General features: G+C 34.2%; 15 protein-coding genes. 8 read left to right on the top strand and 7 right to left on the bottom strand.

Features of this window, described 5'->3' with window-relative positions:
* Positions 1-265 precede the first annotated feature (265 nt).
* The 8 genes from ACQG11_RS12380 (at position 266) to ACQG11_RS12345 (ending at position 9,081) form a co-directional block, all read left to right on the top strand.
* The gene (locus ACQG11_RS12380) at positions 266-2,215 is read left to right on the top strand and encodes a site-specific DNA-methyltransferase (RefSeq protein ID WP_044068041.1); all 1,950 of its coding nucleotides are present in this window, start codon (positions 266-268) and stop codon (positions 2,213-2,215) included.
* A gap of 5 nt (positions 2,216-2,220) precedes the next feature.
* Positions 2,221-4,557 (top strand): DEAD/DEAH box helicase family protein, encoded by a 2,337-nt coding sequence (locus ACQG11_RS12375; protein WP_139153509.1) that lies wholly within the window; start codon positions 2,221-2,223, stop codon positions 4,555-4,557.
* 146 nt (positions 4,558-4,703) lie between these two features.
* On the top strand, positions 4,704-5,303 hold the full coding sequence (locus tag ACQG11_RS12370) for a hypothetical protein (RefSeq protein WP_049001625.1): 600 nt from the start codon (positions 4,704-4,706) through the stop codon (positions 5,301-5,303).
* Between the two features lie 71 nt (positions 5,304-5,374).
* Positions 5,375-6,079 carry a hypothetical protein gene (locus tag ACQG11_RS12365; RefSeq protein WP_426728398.1) on the top strand — a complete coding sequence of 235 codons (705 nt, stop codon included), beginning with the start codon at positions 5,375-5,377 and terminating at the stop codon, positions 6,077-6,079.
* 184 nt (positions 6,080-6,263) lie between these two features.
* Positions 6,264-6,701, top strand: coding sequence for a hypothetical protein (locus ACQG11_RS12360; RefSeq protein WP_049012890.1), 438 nt, complete (start codon positions 6,264-6,266; stop codon positions 6,699-6,701).
* On the top strand, positions 6,670-7,827 hold the full coding sequence (locus ACQG11_RS12355; protein ID WP_426728397.1) for a relaxase/mobilization nuclease domain-containing protein: 1,158 nt from the start codon (positions 6,670-6,672) through the stop codon (positions 7,825-7,827). Before ACQG11_RS12360 ends, ACQG11_RS12355 begins: the two co-directional genes overlap by 32 nt.
* 530 nt (positions 7,828-8,357) lie before the next feature.
* Complete coding sequence (locus ACQG11_RS12350) at positions 8,358-8,744, top strand: hypothetical protein (protein WP_001549551.1); 387 nt, start codon at positions 8,358-8,360, stop codon at positions 8,742-8,744.
* Between the two features lie 19 nt (positions 8,745-8,763).
* Positions 8,764-9,081, top strand: coding sequence for a hypothetical protein (locus tag ACQG11_RS12345; protein ID WP_001549552.1), 318 nt, complete (start codon positions 8,764-8,766; stop codon positions 9,079-9,081).
* Positions 9,082-9,135: 54 nt separating this feature from the next.
* Here the strand turns inward: ACQG11_RS12345 and ACQG11_RS12340 are convergent, their stop codons facing one another.
* The 7 genes from ACQG11_RS12340 to ACQG11_RS12310 all read right to left on the bottom strand — a co-directional run bounded on the left by ACQG11_RS12340 (position 9,136) and on the right by ACQG11_RS12310 (position 15,528).
* Positions 9,136-9,366, bottom strand: a complete 231-nt coding sequence (locus tag ACQG11_RS12340; protein WP_001549553.1) for a hypothetical protein — start codon at positions 9,364-9,366, stop codon at positions 9,136-9,138.
* A 74-nt stretch (positions 9,367-9,440) separates the two neighbouring features.
* Entirely contained in the window at positions 9,441-10,142 is a 702-nt protein-coding gene (locus ACQG11_RS12335; protein WP_001549554.1) for an ankyrin repeat domain-containing protein, read from the bottom strand.
* Between the two features lie 90 nt (positions 10,143-10,232).
* Complete coding sequence (locus ACQG11_RS12330) at positions 10,233-10,661, bottom strand: hypothetical protein (protein WP_001549555.1); 429 nt, start codon at positions 10,659-10,661, stop codon at positions 10,233-10,235.
* Positions 10,662-10,756: 95 nt separating this feature from the next.
* Positions 10,757-11,143, bottom strand: coding sequence for a hypothetical protein (locus ACQG11_RS12325; RefSeq protein ID WP_001062149.1), 387 nt, complete (start codon positions 11,141-11,143; stop codon positions 10,757-10,759).
* 14 nt (positions 11,144-11,157) lie between these two features.
* Positions 11,158-13,032: a DNA-binding protein gene (locus ACQG11_RS12320; RefSeq protein WP_175086026.1), complete on the bottom strand. Its 1,875-nt coding sequence runs from the start codon at positions 13,030-13,032 to the stop codon at positions 11,158-11,160.
* Positions 13,029-14,333, bottom strand: coding sequence for a tyrosine-type recombinase/integrase (locus ACQG11_RS12315; protein ID WP_001549558.1), 1,305 nt, complete (start codon positions 14,331-14,333; stop codon positions 13,029-13,031). The genes ACQG11_RS12320 and ACQG11_RS12315 overlap by 4 nt, the downstream gene beginning before the upstream one ends.
* Positions 14,326-15,528, bottom strand: coding sequence for a tyrosine-type recombinase/integrase (locus ACQG11_RS12310; RefSeq protein WP_426728396.1), 1,203 nt, complete (start codon positions 15,526-15,528; stop codon positions 14,326-14,328). Before ACQG11_RS12310 ends, ACQG11_RS12315 begins: the two co-directional genes overlap by 8 nt.
* Positions 15,529-15,737 lie beyond the last annotated feature (209 nt).

The raw sequence follows: 15,737 nt of genomic DNA, 5'->3' as shown, positions 1-15,737 counted from the left end.
TTAGGTTTATATCTAATGAGAAATTATAAACTACAATTAAAAAAGTACAATAATTAATTGACGACCAATTACCTTGAAAAAAAAAAGATGATGAATAATTGTTTCGGCCAACATAATAGTTTTATTAAAAATAGCCACAAAAAACGCCACATAAAATATTTGTTAACTATTAACCAATAACATTCCTCGATATTGAGAAGATAATTCCAAACCTATAAGATTTATGATATAATAGAATTAGGCAATATATACATTTGGAACTAAAATGCAAAAGAATCTTCCAGAAGAATCACTACTTGAGAAACTAACAAAAGAAGAACTTCTTAAGCTAGTTAAAGAGATGCATGAAGATAAAAAAATGCACGCTATTTTCTCTACGGACGCAGATTTGTATGCTAATGATGCAACTCTAATGTGGCAGGGTCGGAACAGATTCTTGGCTGAAACAGTAACACCAGTCACGATAAAAAGCGATGCGAAAAAGAGTTTCCCTGAAAAGGTCGGGGGAAATCATCGCATCATTGATGGTGATAATTTAGCTGTGATGCGCTCATTAATTAATGAATTCCGTGGCGGTCCGAACACTGGATTCGATGTGGTATACATGGACCCACCATATAACACAGGAAGTGATGCATTTATTTATAATGATAATTATAGGTTTTCAAAGGCAGAAGTAGATAAATTAAAAGATGCTATTGGAAGAGTTGAAAAGGGTGTTTCACTTGATGACCCATCCCGACATACTAAGTGGATAAATCATATTGCTCCTCGTCTTTGGGCAGCAAGAAAATTACTAAAGCATACTGGTGTGTTAATAATTTCTATCGATGAACATGAATTACCAAGACTGTGGATGCTTCTAGAAGAAATGTATGGTGAAAAAAACCGTATTGCCACACTTATTTGGGAAAGATCGAGGAAAAATGACGCAAATTATATTTCTGAAGGTCATGAGTATCTATTAGTTTGGGCCCGTGACAAATCTGCTCTCGATTCAAAAATGAAAGAACTTGCTAAGAATAAGAAATGGGAGAGATACAAAGGTAAATGGAGAAAGCCTAAAGAAGGTGCAGAAGATATACTAACAGCATACTCTGATGCTAAAAAAATATTTTTGGATGATATTCCTAAAATCCAAAAATATATGAATGATTTTTTCAAAAATCTGCCAGAAGACCATCCTGCAAAGAAAATTCGTTATCGGAAAGTAGACAAAAATGGCGTCTATAATGACGACGGTAATCTAAACTGGCCAGGCGGTGGTGGTCCTCGATATGATGTATTACACCCAATTACACATAAACCATGTAAAGTCCCAGCATCTGGCTGGAGGATTGCTAATCCTGAGGTAATGCAAGCTTTAATTGATGCCGATAAGATTGCTTTCAAAAGCGATCATAATGGTATTCCGAGAATGAAAACCTATTTACATGAAATGGAATCAGAAGTCGCAACTTCGGTGATTAGAAGAATGGGTCAAAGAGCGGTAGAAACCGTAACAAATATTCTTGGAAAAAACTCATTCGATAATCCCAAAGATCATGAAATGTTGGCAGAACTCTTCAACCTTGTTACTTGGAGAGATCCCAATGCAATTATTTTCGATCCTTATGCTGGAAGTGGAACTACTGGTCATGCTGTTTTGACTATGAACTCTGAGGATAATGGCCAGAGAAAATTTATTTTAGTAGAAAATGGTGATCCTTCTAATAAAAAAATCAACCGCGATCACTATGTGAATAATATAACGGCTGAACGAATTAGAAGAGTCCTTTCCGGTAATTGGGCTGACAAATCCCAGCATCCAAAAATCAATGAAGGATTCAATTTCTATGAAGCTAAAAAGACTGTCAGCAAAACAGTCATCATGGAATCTAATAGAGAAAATTTGGCTGATATTATTTTACAGGTTGTTGAAGATGATTCTAACCGTTTAGATTGTCGCATGGATGGCTATAAATATCTAATTGGAAAGACAAAACTTGGCTTTGGAATTGCGTTGGTGTGGGAAGCAGGCAAAGCCAATGGACATCAGCCCTTAACAAGAGAAATCCGTTCAGTAATTATGGATGAGGCTAAGAAAGCGAATGTGAACAGACCTGTTTATATTTATGCTGTAGCCAATGTATCTCCGTTGAATGATCAGCTTTACCGCTTCCAGCAGATTCCTGATTCAATTCTGGCGAGATTAAATTTACTGGAAGAAGAGTAATCATTTTGAAACTAACAATAGACACACTCAAACCATTTCAAATTAAAGCAGCAAGTGAAATTGCTGAGATGATTGCAACTTACCCTAACCCTCCTTACAAAAGGAGGTTTGATCCCGAAACCGGTATGTCGCTTCCCTTCCTTTGCAGGCTAAAAGCTATTACGGGGAGTGGTAAAACGCCAATACTTTCACTCGCATGTAACAAAATCGGTGATGGTATTATCCTTTGGACAACAAACAGAGGAGCAGTCATCTCACAAACAAAAAATAATCTTAGTGTCGGAGGAAAATACTCCAATTTACTTCCTGACGATGTAAATATCCTGAATTTAAATGAGATTACGGAAACTGATTGGATCGATATTTGTCGTGCCAAAAAAGGCTTAACAATTATCCTTGCTACTGTTGCTTTATTTAATAGAGATGGAGATGCTTTGAATGTTCATAAAGACAGAGATGGCATTAGTCATTGGGATGTTCTTTCAGGAAAGGGACCAGAAGGTAGAAACCGCCAACTTTATGTAGTCTACGATGAGGCTCATGGTGGTACAAAAGCTCAGTTCTCAAGATTGAAAGAACTCAATCCTCGTGCATTTATTTTAGCATCTTCCTCCGAAATGTCAGGCGATCTAATTGATCTTTTGCCTGGAAACAATGTGGATGAAAAATCTTTATCTTTAAAAACTCAAACAGTAGTAGTTTCGACACCATTAGTTGTAAAAGAAGGGCTATTAAAGACCCGTCTTTATCTAGTCGATTGTAACACTTCTCGATTAGATGCATTAACCGAAGCTAATACTAAATGGCAAGAACTTAGCACTAAAATGAGTAGCTTTAATACTTGGCCTGTAATTTGTTGCATTGTAAATTCAACATTAGCAGGCTTAGAAGTTTGGGAATCATTGGTCACTCAGTTAAAAGTTGATCCAAAAAGAATTGCAGTTCATTTAGCAAATGTAAATTCCAATTTAGCCAATGTTAATCCTAATGCACCGTGGAACTTATTAGTCGATACTCATAAAGCTAAGAAAAGCCCTGAAGATTTACATGATGAAGGTTATTCACATATCATCTGGAACTTATCATTAAGAGAAGGTTGGGATGAACCATGGGCGTATGTAGCTTACCTTGATGGGTTAGGTAAATCTACTACTGATATCTCACAAAAAATTGGTCGTTTTTTGAGACAACCTAATGCTACTCCTTTTGATGATGGAGACTTAAATTCAGCATACTTTTATTTTAATGTTCCTGATAAAGATTTTTCAGAACTTGTTAAAACTACACAAAATGACCTAAGTGATTCAGGCTATGAAATAGTCTCAATAGAAAGTAATAGTCCGAGACCACAAACGTCGAGAGAAGTGCCTGTTAAAAAGGAAGTGTTTGTTTCTAAAGTCGCAGAAACTTTCGGTGAAGACCTTGAAATACTAGACCAAATACTACTTTCAAATGTGCCTCTTTTTTCTGATGAGAGCCTTCGTTCAAAAGGAAAAATGCATACAAGAGTTTTAGATTTAGCTAACAGTTGTGAAGATTTGGATCTTAATAAAGAAGAAACAAAGGATGACAATGCTGATATTTCTGTGTGGGAATATTTAGTCTCACGATTAGGAACTTATGATAACCGTATAGCCCGAAAATCAGGGACATGTTTTACTCCTTTTGTAAAAAATGATCCTAAGATGAAACAGCGAATGCAATTTGGCTCAGATGCAATGTTGCAAATCAACAATAATTTATCAAATATTATTCGTCTGCTTAATAATGAGTTTCATCTCGAATATGAATACGATGACATATATGCGGTAAAATCATTTAATTTAGTTTCACCAGACTATCAATATGAAGACTTAAATAAAAGAAACAGATACAAAGTTAACTCCTTTAAAAATGCCTTGCATTCAGAATATAATGGCCTGAATAAATTTGAGTTAGAAATTGCAGAATCTATTGATTCATTAGGAGTTGATTGGTGCAGAAACCCATCAAAAACAGGTTATAACATTCCTATTCCTGAAATTGGTCAAGGGACTTCTAATTTCTTTCCTGATTTTTTATTATGGGGTAAAAACCAAGTATGGGCTTTAGATCCAAAAGGTTCACATTTAATTAATGATGCGATTTTTCTAAAGCTTATGGCTGTATCAGATATCAATGATAAAAGATTGAGATTAAAGGTTGGATTTGTATTAGAAGGCGAATATATGCTTGGTATCAATAATCGGCCCCAACTTCAGAGTAAAAATGGTTGTACTTTAATTTATAAAAAGAACTCATCTATCAGAGCTAAATCATACCCGACGTCAAAAGAACTAGTTAAAGATTTGCTTGTTTTATAGTGAAATTAAAATTGTGTTAGATGACAAGTTTAGGCAATTCATCTAACACTTTTTTTTCAAAAGTATAAATTTCTGTTATGCCGTGTATTTAAAATTATGAACACATAGCTTTATCATATTTTTTAATAATTATGCTGAGGAAAAAGATGGAATATACATTCAATATTTTTGAAAAAACCGATGAAAAAAATCGTAACCATTATTTTGTTTTCGATTCATTTAATACTTGCCTTGGATATTTCAATAACATCGATTTAGCATATGGTTTGATAAATATCTATTTAAGGTATCTAGAAGAAATTTATGAAGACAGTTCACACTTTAAGCTTGAACAACAAATAGTACAAGTTTCAGATGAAATTAAAAAGCAAAATAATAAAGAACTTGACGAATTAGTATGTATTGAGGAAATAACCACATCTCTGCTTTACATAGAAGAAAATAAGGAAAAAGAATTTCTATTTACTGAAAAATATAAATTATTCTCTACTATGCCTACTTTACTAAATAAAAATTTTACAGTTATATTCGATAATGAAGATATCAAGATATTGCACAAGCAATTTCTTTCTACATTGATTGAAAGGAAATATGCTAAAGGTAGTACTGTTGAAACTTTGAAAAATGCTCTTTCTGATAAATTTGAAGAAAAGGAACTTGCTAATTATTTCCCATTTCTAATTCAAGAAAATGAAGTAGATGATGAATCAATCAAATTGATAAAACCATCAAAACTAAGTTCATAATTTTTATTTATAATTACTATTGACTTCTCCTTTTTTTGTTTTATTAATTTATAAAAAAGGAGATTTCAATAGTGGCCGCACATTACGATTCAATACAATCCGTTTTCTCAGAGTTGATTAGACAATATAGCAACCCAAGTAATAAAAATGAAAAAGGACAAAATCTTATATTTAAAGATTACACATGGAATATGAGTGACTTAGAATCATTAACAAAAAACGGATTCAATATAAATAGCACTGATAACTTTGGTAAAACCCCTATTTTTTATTGTAAGGATAAAATTCAATTCAGATTACTTATACTTTTTGGGGCTAATATTAATCATGTGGATAACGAGGGGAAGAACCTATTGTTTTATGTTAATGTGCCTGAAAATGTTGAGTTGATGTTGAAGTTAGATATAAATAAAAATTTAACTGATATCAAAAATCATTGTTTTTTATCTCATGAGTTGTTTCATACGATACCAGATGTATTTTCATCACAGCTAAAATCTACTGAAAAAACAAATATAGAAATTTTCCAAGTGTTCACCAACACGCATAATTGCTTAAAACTACTTAATGAAAAAGAAATCAAATTTTTTCTTTCCAAGAAAGTTCATATCAATTTTGATCCTCTTTCAAATCCAGTACCATTTCAAAAAACTCTTGGCTTACTGAAAGAAATAGAAGCATCCCCAGATACAAAGTTTACATTCTACTCTGATGAAAATAAAATATGTAATTTATACACACTTCATCAATTAGAGAAGAAGATAAGCAAGAGCTAATTTATAGAAGCGGTTGCACCGTTCTATAAAGCTCTTGCTTTTCTTGCTTCCTTTCAGTCAGACAATAAAAGAAAATCAAAACAATCAAGCCTATAGATTGACAAAAAACTCATTCATTATATAAGTGATATATAAAGCATATGGATTATGCTTACCAATTAATATCATATAAAATGGAGTTTATATGCATAAGATAAATTATACAGATGATATAGATCTATCCAAAATTTCCCGCCGTGGTAGTTTTGATAAAAGTAAATTACCTTCAGAATCAGTAAGAAGCTATTGTGTCAGTGTCCGTTTGAATGTTGAAGAACTGCAACTCCTGAATATTAAGCGAGGCTCTTATAAAAAGGGAGAGTGGCTTCGAATGGCTTCCCTTCAAAGGTTACCTCCGGCTATACCAGCGATTAATACCAAAGCCTGGAAAGCTTTAACTGAAATATCACAAAAACTAAATCGCATTGCGGCCCACATAGATGGTAAGAGTAAAGATAGTCACCTTACTCATACAGAGCTTTTCGCTGTGAAGCGACAACTGGAAGAGCTTCGCACGAATCTTTTAAGTGACAGTATATGGAGCCTCCCGAATGAAGGGTATGCGAAAAATTCGCAGGGGTAAGAACTTTGCTGGTGTGGTCCAATATGCATTGAAGCCAGGTTCACATCATAAAAGTGATCCAATCGTTATTGGCGGGAACATGTTAAGTGGCTTTGCTCTTGAACTGATTTCCGAATTCAATGGCACAAAACAGCTTCGGCCAGATGTTCAGAAACCGGTTTGGCACAACTCGCTTCGCTTACCCAACGGTGAATCACTAACGAATGAACAGTGGTCGAGTATCGCAGATGACTATATGGAACGAATGGGGTTCAGTGATACCCATCTCCGTTGCTATGTCTTACATGACGACGACGGTCAGCACATACACATTATCGCCAGCAGAATCGACATGGCCGATGGGAAGCTTTACTTAGGTAGGAATGAAAACCTCATCAGCACCCGGATTATCAGTGAAATTGAAATCGATCATAACCTGACAGTTACCAAGACTGCTCCTGCGATTGCACCAAAGCAACCGAAGCGAAAAAGAATCTCTCGCAACGAACAAATGCTATCGGCCCGGACTGGTGTTCCCTCCCCTAAGGAAGCTCTCAAGCAGATACTTGATAAAAGTTTATCTGATAAGCCGGACCTTCTAACTTTCACAAAACGACTGGAAGAAGCAGAAGTCGGCTGGACGGCGAATGTCGCTTCAACCGGGAAAATGAACGGGTTCTCATTCTCTTACCGCGATATAGCTTTCAAGGCTTCGCAGTTAGGTAAGGGTTACTCTTGGGCTAATCTTCAAAAGCAACTTAACTACAATCCTGACCACTTAGAAGCTATACGAGCGACCAAGAAGGCTATCCCTGCTCCTGCTCCTGCTCCTGCTCCTGCTCCTGCTCCTGCTCCTGCAATAGTTTTGAAAACCGCTGAGAGAAAGGAAAGTATCGGTAAAAAAATTGCAGAACTGGAACTACGGCTCAGAGAAGACAAACGGAACGAAATCGTAGAAAAGATCCTTCAAAAGAATGCAGCCAAACAGCAAAAGCATCTCAGGCTCACCGGCTGGATTCCCTTTTTACAACGGCTCATAGAGCTTCTCAGAAAATATGGAAAGAGCATCCTCCACAAGGTTCCTACAAACTTCTCAGAAGTCTATTCAACACATCATCTGAAACCTACAAGAAAAATTCGTTTATAGACAGCTAGTTGTAAACACCTTTCGTAACCTAACTCAATTGCTTAGTAATAAATTTGTGTTTAGTCAAGAAAATATTGATCGTTATTACAGATCGATAATCTAGTTATGATAGACAATAACTATCAAGTAACAATCATCGATCGGTACAAGCAATTTTACTAAAGCGAGTCGGTCATCGAGAATCCCTACAAACAGCAGTAAATCTTCCACCCTGGGGTTGCTATGAAAAACGAAACAATTAAGTGCCCGTTCTGCTTTCAGGAGAGTCCGTTTGGTGTCCGTGTCTGCACTGGCTGTCATTCAACTATTAGATATGGAGCCGTTTCAGCCTGGTTAGCTTTACTAATAGGAATTGTGCTGTTAGCGATTGCTTTTCTTATATTCGCTATCAGTCAAAATTTTATATTAACTGTCGTTATCTATTTTGCGTCAGCAATTTCTTTAAGATTTTTTTTACGTAAGAAATTTGCACACAGAGCCGTTTTCACACATAAAAGCTAACCCTGTCCAAATATAATAAGGAAGATAAAATGAATAAATTTATTGTTACATCATTTTTTATTGCAATATTTTCAATTTCTGGCTGTTCTACATCCGGCAACCAAAAAATCAAAAATGAAACGGCACAGAGTCTACAATCAAAAATAATTAAAAACAAAACAACTAAGGCAGAGCTAGTTGCTCAACTTGGTGAGCCTGATACCAGAACGACTCTTGACGATGGCAACGAGCAATGGAGATATTTCATGTATAACAATCAGTTCAATGCCTCGACTTTTATCCCTGTTGTTGGTTTGCTAACTGGCGGTTCCCAGACTCAGTCTAAAACTCTCGAAATCGACTTCAATGGAGAAACCGTAAGCAAATGGACATTCTCTACTGATAATAACAATACAAAATCTGGCATTCTTAATTAATCGTTTCCTGGACAAGAAAATGAAAACATACTCAATTCTCGCAGTTATCCTTTCTACTTTTCTATTAACAGCCTGTAATTCAGAACCTTCTGAAAAAGATATATTTAATGTTTTTAAAAGTGTTGTAGACAGGTCAAATGCAAGTATGAAAGCTCTGAACTCAAGTATTCCCGAAAAAGATCTTTTAAGAATCGATTATGTGAAGAAAGTAAGTTGCACAGAAGAAGCAAACAATGTTTATAACTGCATTGTCGATGCCTCGATTAGCAATATGAAACAGACAAAGCCTGTTAAGCTTGTGAAAGCTGATGGTATCTGGAAAGAAATACAACAATAGAAAGCCATATTGCTTTAAAGCCCCTAATAGTAGGGGCTTTTATTTGAATATTCATTAAATATTTAGCTGTTTATTATAATTGTTACAGAAACCTTGTGCATCTTCAAGTGTAGTGTATTGAGTCGCTTCTGGACCATCATAAACATCATTAGTCCCTTCATAGTAGATAAAAATGACTTTTTTACCTTCGACTTCTTTTATCTCTGCGGTAAGTCTTTTTTGAGAGGTTTTAAAATCACCTGTTGGGAGTGGTGATTTTGAGAAGGGATTTTTTCCATAAGCCATGAGGTTGTTCTCTTATAAACCAAATGAGCTATAAGTATGATGCTATCCGTTGGGAAAATCAAACAAAAATTAGATTACTTAACAATATACAATTCTGGTTTCATTAATCGAAGTCTTTCAATCATTTCCTTAATATCAAAGAGAGTAATGTCCTTGCTATTCGCTCTGACACTAACTAATCTTATAGCTCTTTTTTGTTTGTCCAGATACTCTAAAAATTTGATGTAATCATTTCGTTTTTTCATATAGTATATTTTCATGTTAATATTCTCTTGCTCTGTTCGATACCATGCCTGCTCTTCATCCCAGAGAGTAATGTCCTCAATATTCATATAGCGGGGATAATGCACCTGAAAGCCATTTCCCAGAAGTATTTCAATACCTCGTTTCATTTTATCAATGTGGGATAAATGTATATCCCTGATATGAATGTCAGTAGACTTTATTTTGCCCCTGTGCTTCATAAATATTTCAGGATGTCCAAAATAACCCATTCCCGATAAAACATGCTCACCTTCAAAATTTAAAAGATCTGGATTAATACCTGCTTCAAACAATCGATCTATTATTTCAATTTCATAATCATAATAACCCGATTTCCACAGTGCGGTTTTACCAACGAAATTTCGGTGGTTGATATCAACACCATTTTTAATCAACCAGTTCACTTCATCAACGCTTGTAGCTTCAAATAAAAGAGTCTGGTCAAGCATCCCCCTATGTGTAGAAAGTGGTAAAACCTCTGGCTCTAACTCTAACCATTCTGTTCTTATCATAATTAATCCTGCAAAAATATTATCGTTTTCTTTTATTTAGCGCGAAAAAAGATAATATTCAAATAAATTACAGATTTATATTTATAATAATTAAAGCCGCAAATTTCTAACTTTTACAACTTCGTGAGTAATTTCTTTCTCTATAACTCTCATTTCATACTGAGCTTTAAAAATTGTATAGATTTCTTCTGCTTTTTCTTGATTGTTGTCAATATAGTTCACGAGAGAGTTTAGCTCTCTGATAACAGCCTCCTTATTGTTCAATCGCTGCAACAAAGTACTTGTAAGGCATTTGTATACAGAACTGAACATCGTCATAATGTTGTCTATGTTACGATTAGAGCGAATGTATAGCTGTCTTGGGTAGAAATACTTTAAATGATAGCCAACAAAAAGCAGGTATAGCTGGTATGAGAAACTTTTATCGCCTGGCTGGTATCTTTTTGAGATATACTTATCGACAATAATGATAAGTTGCTCTTCTAGAGTAAACTCTAGATTGATGATGTTTTTGTCCATAAAATGCATCCTTGCATAATGAAATAGTCTTCCTGACCATATGTTTATATTTATCTCATTTATTTAACTTGTCAATAGGTGTAACCTATCAACTATTATTTTTTATTAAATGGTCTATTCAATTGTTCCATAGTGAGACCATGTCTGTAAGCATTATACTGCCAATAGCTAAATTGCTCTTTGTATCTATTGTTCTGTTTTTTCAACATTTCGTTTTCGGCTTTAAGGTTTATTATTTGTTGTGCCGCAATAGTTAAGTTAGCTGGTTTCTTTAGACCAGATTTTTTCAAATTGGACAAACTTTTCTTTATTCTATATGCTTCAACAACTTCATCATGAGCACTTAAAGATTGCCTTGTGATAGTTCTGTTTAGATTCTTATACACTGATTCACATAAATCACTCCATGTGATTTTACCGTCCCAAGTCAGTATAATGTGTTTAATTGCTTTTATTTCACTCCTGTTCAAATGTTTTGCCATAAGTATCTCCTGTTTTAATTATTCAAAAGCTTATTAATTCTTTCCAAATTTTTTTCATGGTGTTGCAACCATTTGTCTGCACCATAATCACCATTTTCATAAGCGATCTGAGTTATTCTCTTTAATTGCATTACTTTCTCTCGGACAGATTGCAGTCTAATTCTATCTACTGAGTTAATGTCCGGTGTTTCATTATCACATTCAATAAGATGATTAATTTTTGTACAAGGCTTGATTAAATAGTTATGTACACAGTAACCAAATTCAGTTAAGTGTATTGCACCTTGATTAAGGTTATCAAAATCAATTGTCAATTCATTTGTGGGTATTGACTCCCTTTGACAGTAATTACTCCTATTCAATTTAATAGCTTTGATTTTATCTAACATATCTTCTTCTGACACATGGTTATAAACTCTGTTCTGATTCGCATTGATACGACCAGACCATTTAGCTATATCCAGTTCAGACATTTCACCATAATGGGCTATTGTGTTTAAAAGGTGCCGTGGCTGGTGTGAGCGAATAAGTAGTGGTTTACCTTCATCATCATAATACCCATATCGGGAAAATATATTTTTATAATTCATCTCATAGCTTTTTTTTCTTTGTATGTCACTGAAAAAGAAACTTTTAGTAGGTTTGTAAAATGTGAAAATTGAAGTCATTCTTGATAAAGAAAATTGATCAGTATTGAGCAAGCATAAAGCATTACTAAATTTTATGGATTTTTCTTTATCATACCATGGAAAATCTCTGCTAAAATTAGAACTAATAATTTCCCACAAATTACTCAATGAATAGTTGTAATCATTGTGGTTTAAGAAACTTTTCCCACCATCCAAACTCGTTCTTTTAATTTTTAAAACACATGATTTATGATCAAATAAATTATACCCCAGTGCATGGCAAACTTGTACAACGGTCAATTTAGCTTTTTCATCAACTGTTGGGCAAAGCTCATGTCGGTAAAATTTATCCGGGTACTTTTCGCACCAGTGAGCAAGTGCTCTTGCATTTTGTGATAAGGAAAGTAATCTTCTAATCGCTTTCTTTGCAACTGGTATCATAACCCGTGGAATCCATTTGATATTAGGGCCATACCCTTTTACCGAATAAAATCTCAAACCATATCTTTCGATACCCTTGCCATCTATTTGTGTAATCTCACAATCAGCAGGTAAGGCTAAAATTTCAGAAATTCTGCTCGGACAACAAAGTAGAAGTGCAAATACTGAACTGGTGAACTTATCCCTTGGACTCAGTAACTCATCATTTTGAGAAAAAATATCAGCAATAGCGAGCAATGCTTCTTCATCTGGTAACTTATCGCTTCGGTGATAATCCTCAATCTCAGGAAGATAATTGTTTTTGACTTTCTGTTTTACATGGTTTTTCCATGAGATATATCCTGACTTCACAAGATTATGTTCACACAGAAACTTTGATATTTTTTCAAGCTGTATTCCACATTTAGCCAAAACGTTACCTTCAAAATATTTACTCCCGATCTGCATTGCCTCATCGAAAACAACGGCTGTAACATTATAAATGAGACCAGTTTTCTGAACCTGCAAAAGGGCCTGTTCGAGACATCGCAAGGCCATCATAATAACCCCATAATTTTTTAATGGTTTCAATGTGTGTTGATATCTGATATATGCTTTCGCAAAATTGATATAATCTTCGTGCATTGCATCAATGGAATCAAAGATTTTATTTCCAATCCCTATTTTTCTAAATGTGACATATCCTTTCCAGGCATACTGCTCCCAATCCTGAGTTTGGGTTAGTCCGGACAGTTGATAGCGACAAAATTTTATGAACTCATTATAATTTTCTTCTACAAGAATATGTTTTTTTGATTTGAACAAAATAATATTATTCATAGTTGATTCACCTCACTGCGATCAATCGGAATAAAAAATATACATTGATTGCAAGGGAATCCTGAATTCTGACTCTGGCATCTACTTGAAGAAAAAAATTTGAAATGACAACTCTTTTTCGATTTGATTCCGTTCATAAAAATATCAGCGACAAATGACAATTGTTCTGAAACAGCGGAATCAATCCTTTCAACACTGTCAGCATGATTTTTAATATAAATACCCGCACTTGAAGTAGAGGAATGATCCAATAACTCAGCTATAGTATTAACATTATGCCCATTCTTAGCCAGCATAGTTGCTATTGTATAACGAAGCCTACGAGGCGTAATATTTAGTATCGAACCGGTACGGTTGGATATTATATTCCCATTATTAACAATACCTTTCAATGCTACATTAGCAATTATAGGCTTCGCATATAATTTATTATATTCCAGAAGAATTGAACCTGTTATGGATAAATCTGAGAGTTTTTCCTCATTTAAGAAAATAGGAACTTCTCGTTTAGAATAATCATCAAGAGTTTTTCCAAGAGCTTGCTCAACGAGTTTCACTGATTGATTAGCTTGCAATTGAACAATTGATGCAACCTCTGATATTATTGCAAGTTCTCGATATCGTAGTTCTTTACCCCGTTGTTTAACTCGTGGCACTGAAATTACATATTCTACTTTGCCATTATCTAAGTTCTTTTGAAGAAGGTCTTTATATTTCAACATAACTAACTGCTGAGGTCTTCTACCTGTAAGGCTGATCAATAGTGATATTGCGTAATGTGGCAGTGACAGTTCACCTTTTCTATATGCATGATTCATAGCCTTAATCAAAGAAGTATGTTCTTCTTTAGTTAGTGGTCCCCCTGTTGGATCATCTTGAAGCACAGACTGACCAGATTTTTTTATCTTTAGGTCCAAATGCTTTAACAGTTCTACCGCACTTTCATCTATTCCTGGATATCCTAACTCAAACCATTTAATCAAAAATGGTCGTAAAACGCGAAGTGATGCTGGGGCTTTTGATAATTTCTTATTTTGATATTCAATTAGAACCTTATCATCAATATGAGTAGGAGATAGTTTACGGATAAGACTCTCCATATTTCTAACAATATTTTTCACATACAAATAGCTGTTGCTATTAAAATAATATTGTACTGTATATACAAACCCACAAACCAAATTTTCGTTCATAGCAAATATTAAGTTTGTAAGATTGATTCCGTTATTTTCAATCGAACTGACGATTTTATGTTCATGCAAAGACATTTTATCCGAGTTGTATTTAATTAAATTATTCATCAAATTCTCCTTTGAATAGTTGCTCTTGTTGCTCAAGTGCAGTTTTTTTCGATAGCTCAAAAATATGCCTGCGATTATAAATTATTGAAGTTTCTGAACCCGGTCGCCATCCCATGAGATAAGAACGGATTTGTTGCTCTTTTTCATCGGATATGTCCTGATTCTTGTCTATTGCTTTCGAAAACTCATAATTCCATGTATGTCTGAGTTTGTGGCCTGTCAATCCCCCTAGAAGTGAGGAGGATTGACGAACAACACTCACCACTTTGTGATATGAAGAAAATGAAATAGGTTGCCCTTGAGTTTTTCCTTCCTTATAAGTAATAAACAGGAAGTCATGTTTGTTAGAATTTTTTATCTTTCTTCGATCATTCATAATATAATCTGAAATTTCAAACATGAGCTTTGTATCAGCAATTAATTTCCTCTCACAAGTTTTAACTAATGGCTGATACACTCGCGGATCTGTTTTATCATTTGCTCTTCTTCTTATTGCAATTGTCGATTCTGCAAAATCTATATCACCAATTCGCAGATTCAAAAGTTCACCTGCTCTCAGGCCAAAGCAGTATAATAGCAAGAATATTAGATTGTTTCTTTTTTGCACTTTTTCTGAAAAAGGATTTAATTTACTACCCGGTGCAAGAGTGCTAAACAAAGAATCCAATTGTTCTTTATCTAAGCTTTTTTCTATATCTATATTATATTTATCATTGTTTCTCGGTTTCTTTCTTTTTATGTTGTTAATGAAATCTAAAATATATTTGAGAGTATCCTTCTGTCCTGTATGAGAAAGATGTATTTTGCACAGCCATTCCAGATAGTTAGCTATGGTTGTAATCCGAAAGTACTTAGTTGGTTTTTTGACATTTGAACTCCTAAAGTTATCATCCTCGCCATCTCGGAAATTGAATGAAGTGAATTCAATCAAATCTTCAATTTCATGAGGAGCCAGAAATATCTTTTTCTGAATTCTTTCATCAATATTGATATTTTTTCTCATAAAGAATCGATATAACAATGAAATGCTCCCAGCGATAACCTTCATTGTTGATATAGACTCTGACCGATTCCTGACTTGTGTTGTTATATACAAGTTTGGATAATACAATGGCTCACCAGTATCTTTATTTACAACATGACAATATCTCTCACCATTTTCGAACATAAAAGAATCCACACAAATACTGCACATATTTTCCTCCTAAACTTTACAAAAAGTATAATTCCAATATATTAATAATAAGCATTTCGTAGATTTACAAATTTATTTGGATCGATTAAGATATTTATTTAAATTAAAACAGTGAGATAGACGATTATTCTTGTCAAATTATCATCTGGTAGATCTAGTTATTATTATGTACACCTAATACTTTGAAAACTATCTCACTGTCTTGCTAA

Origin of the sequence: Enterobacter cloacae complex sp. 372C4, from assembly GCF_050030615.1 — a bacterium.
Classification (GTDB): domain Bacteria; phylum Pseudomonadota; class Gammaproteobacteria; order Enterobacterales; family Enterobacteriaceae; genus Enterobacter; species Enterobacter intestinihominis.
Note: the sequence above shows the minus strand (reverse complement) of the source record. Positions and strands in the feature narration are given on the sequence as shown.

Bases quoted from the DNA above. Each gene is read 5' to 3' on its own strand.
- ACQG11_RS12330 (WP_001549555.1), bottom strand. From the start codon at position 10,661: ATGGACAAAAACATCATCAATCTAGAGTTTACTCTAGAAGAGCAACTT.
- ACQG11_RS12370 (WP_049001625.1), top strand. From the start codon at position 4,704: ATGGAATATACATTCAATATTTTTGAAAAAACCGATGAAAAAAATCGT.
- ACQG11_RS12355 (WP_426728397.1), top strand. From the start codon at position 6,670: ATGAAGGGTATGCGAAAAATTCGCAGGGGTAAGAACTTTGCTGGTGTG.
- ACQG11_RS12350 (WP_001549551.1), top strand. From the start codon at position 8,358: ATGAATAAATTTATTGTTACATCATTTTTTATTGCAATATTTTCAATT.
- ACQG11_RS12380 (WP_044068041.1), top strand. From the start codon at position 266: ATGCAAAAGAATCTTCCAGAAGAATCACTACTTGAGAAACTAACAAAA.
- ACQG11_RS12315 (WP_001549558.1), bottom strand. From the start codon at position 14,333: ATGAATAATTTAATTAAATACAACTCGGATAAAATGTCTTTGCATGAA.
- ACQG11_RS12340 (WP_001549553.1), bottom strand. From the start codon at position 9,366: ATGGCTTATGGAAAAAATCCCTTCTCAAAATCACCACTCCCAACAGGT.
- ACQG11_RS12320 (WP_175086026.1), bottom strand. From the start codon at position 13,032: ATGAATAATATTATTTTGTTCAAATCAAAAAAACATATTCTTGTAGAA.
- ACQG11_RS12325 (WP_001062149.1), bottom strand. From the start codon at position 11,143: ATGGCAAAACATTTGAACAGGAGTGAAATAAAAGCAATTAAACACATT.
- ACQG11_RS12345 (WP_001549552.1), top strand. From the start codon at position 8,764: ATGAAAACATACTCAATTCTCGCAGTTATCCTTTCTACTTTTCTATTA.
- ACQG11_RS12335 (WP_001549554.1), bottom strand. From the start codon at position 10,142: ATGATAAGAACAGAATGGTTAGAGTTAGAGCCAGAGGTTTTACCACTT.
- ACQG11_RS12360 (WP_049012890.1), top strand. From the start codon at position 6,264: ATGCATAAGATAAATTATACAGATGATATAGATCTATCCAAAATTTCC.
- ACQG11_RS12310 (WP_426728396.1), bottom strand. From the start codon at position 15,528: ATGTGCAGTATTTGTGTGGATTCTTTTATGTTCGAAAATGGTGAGAGA.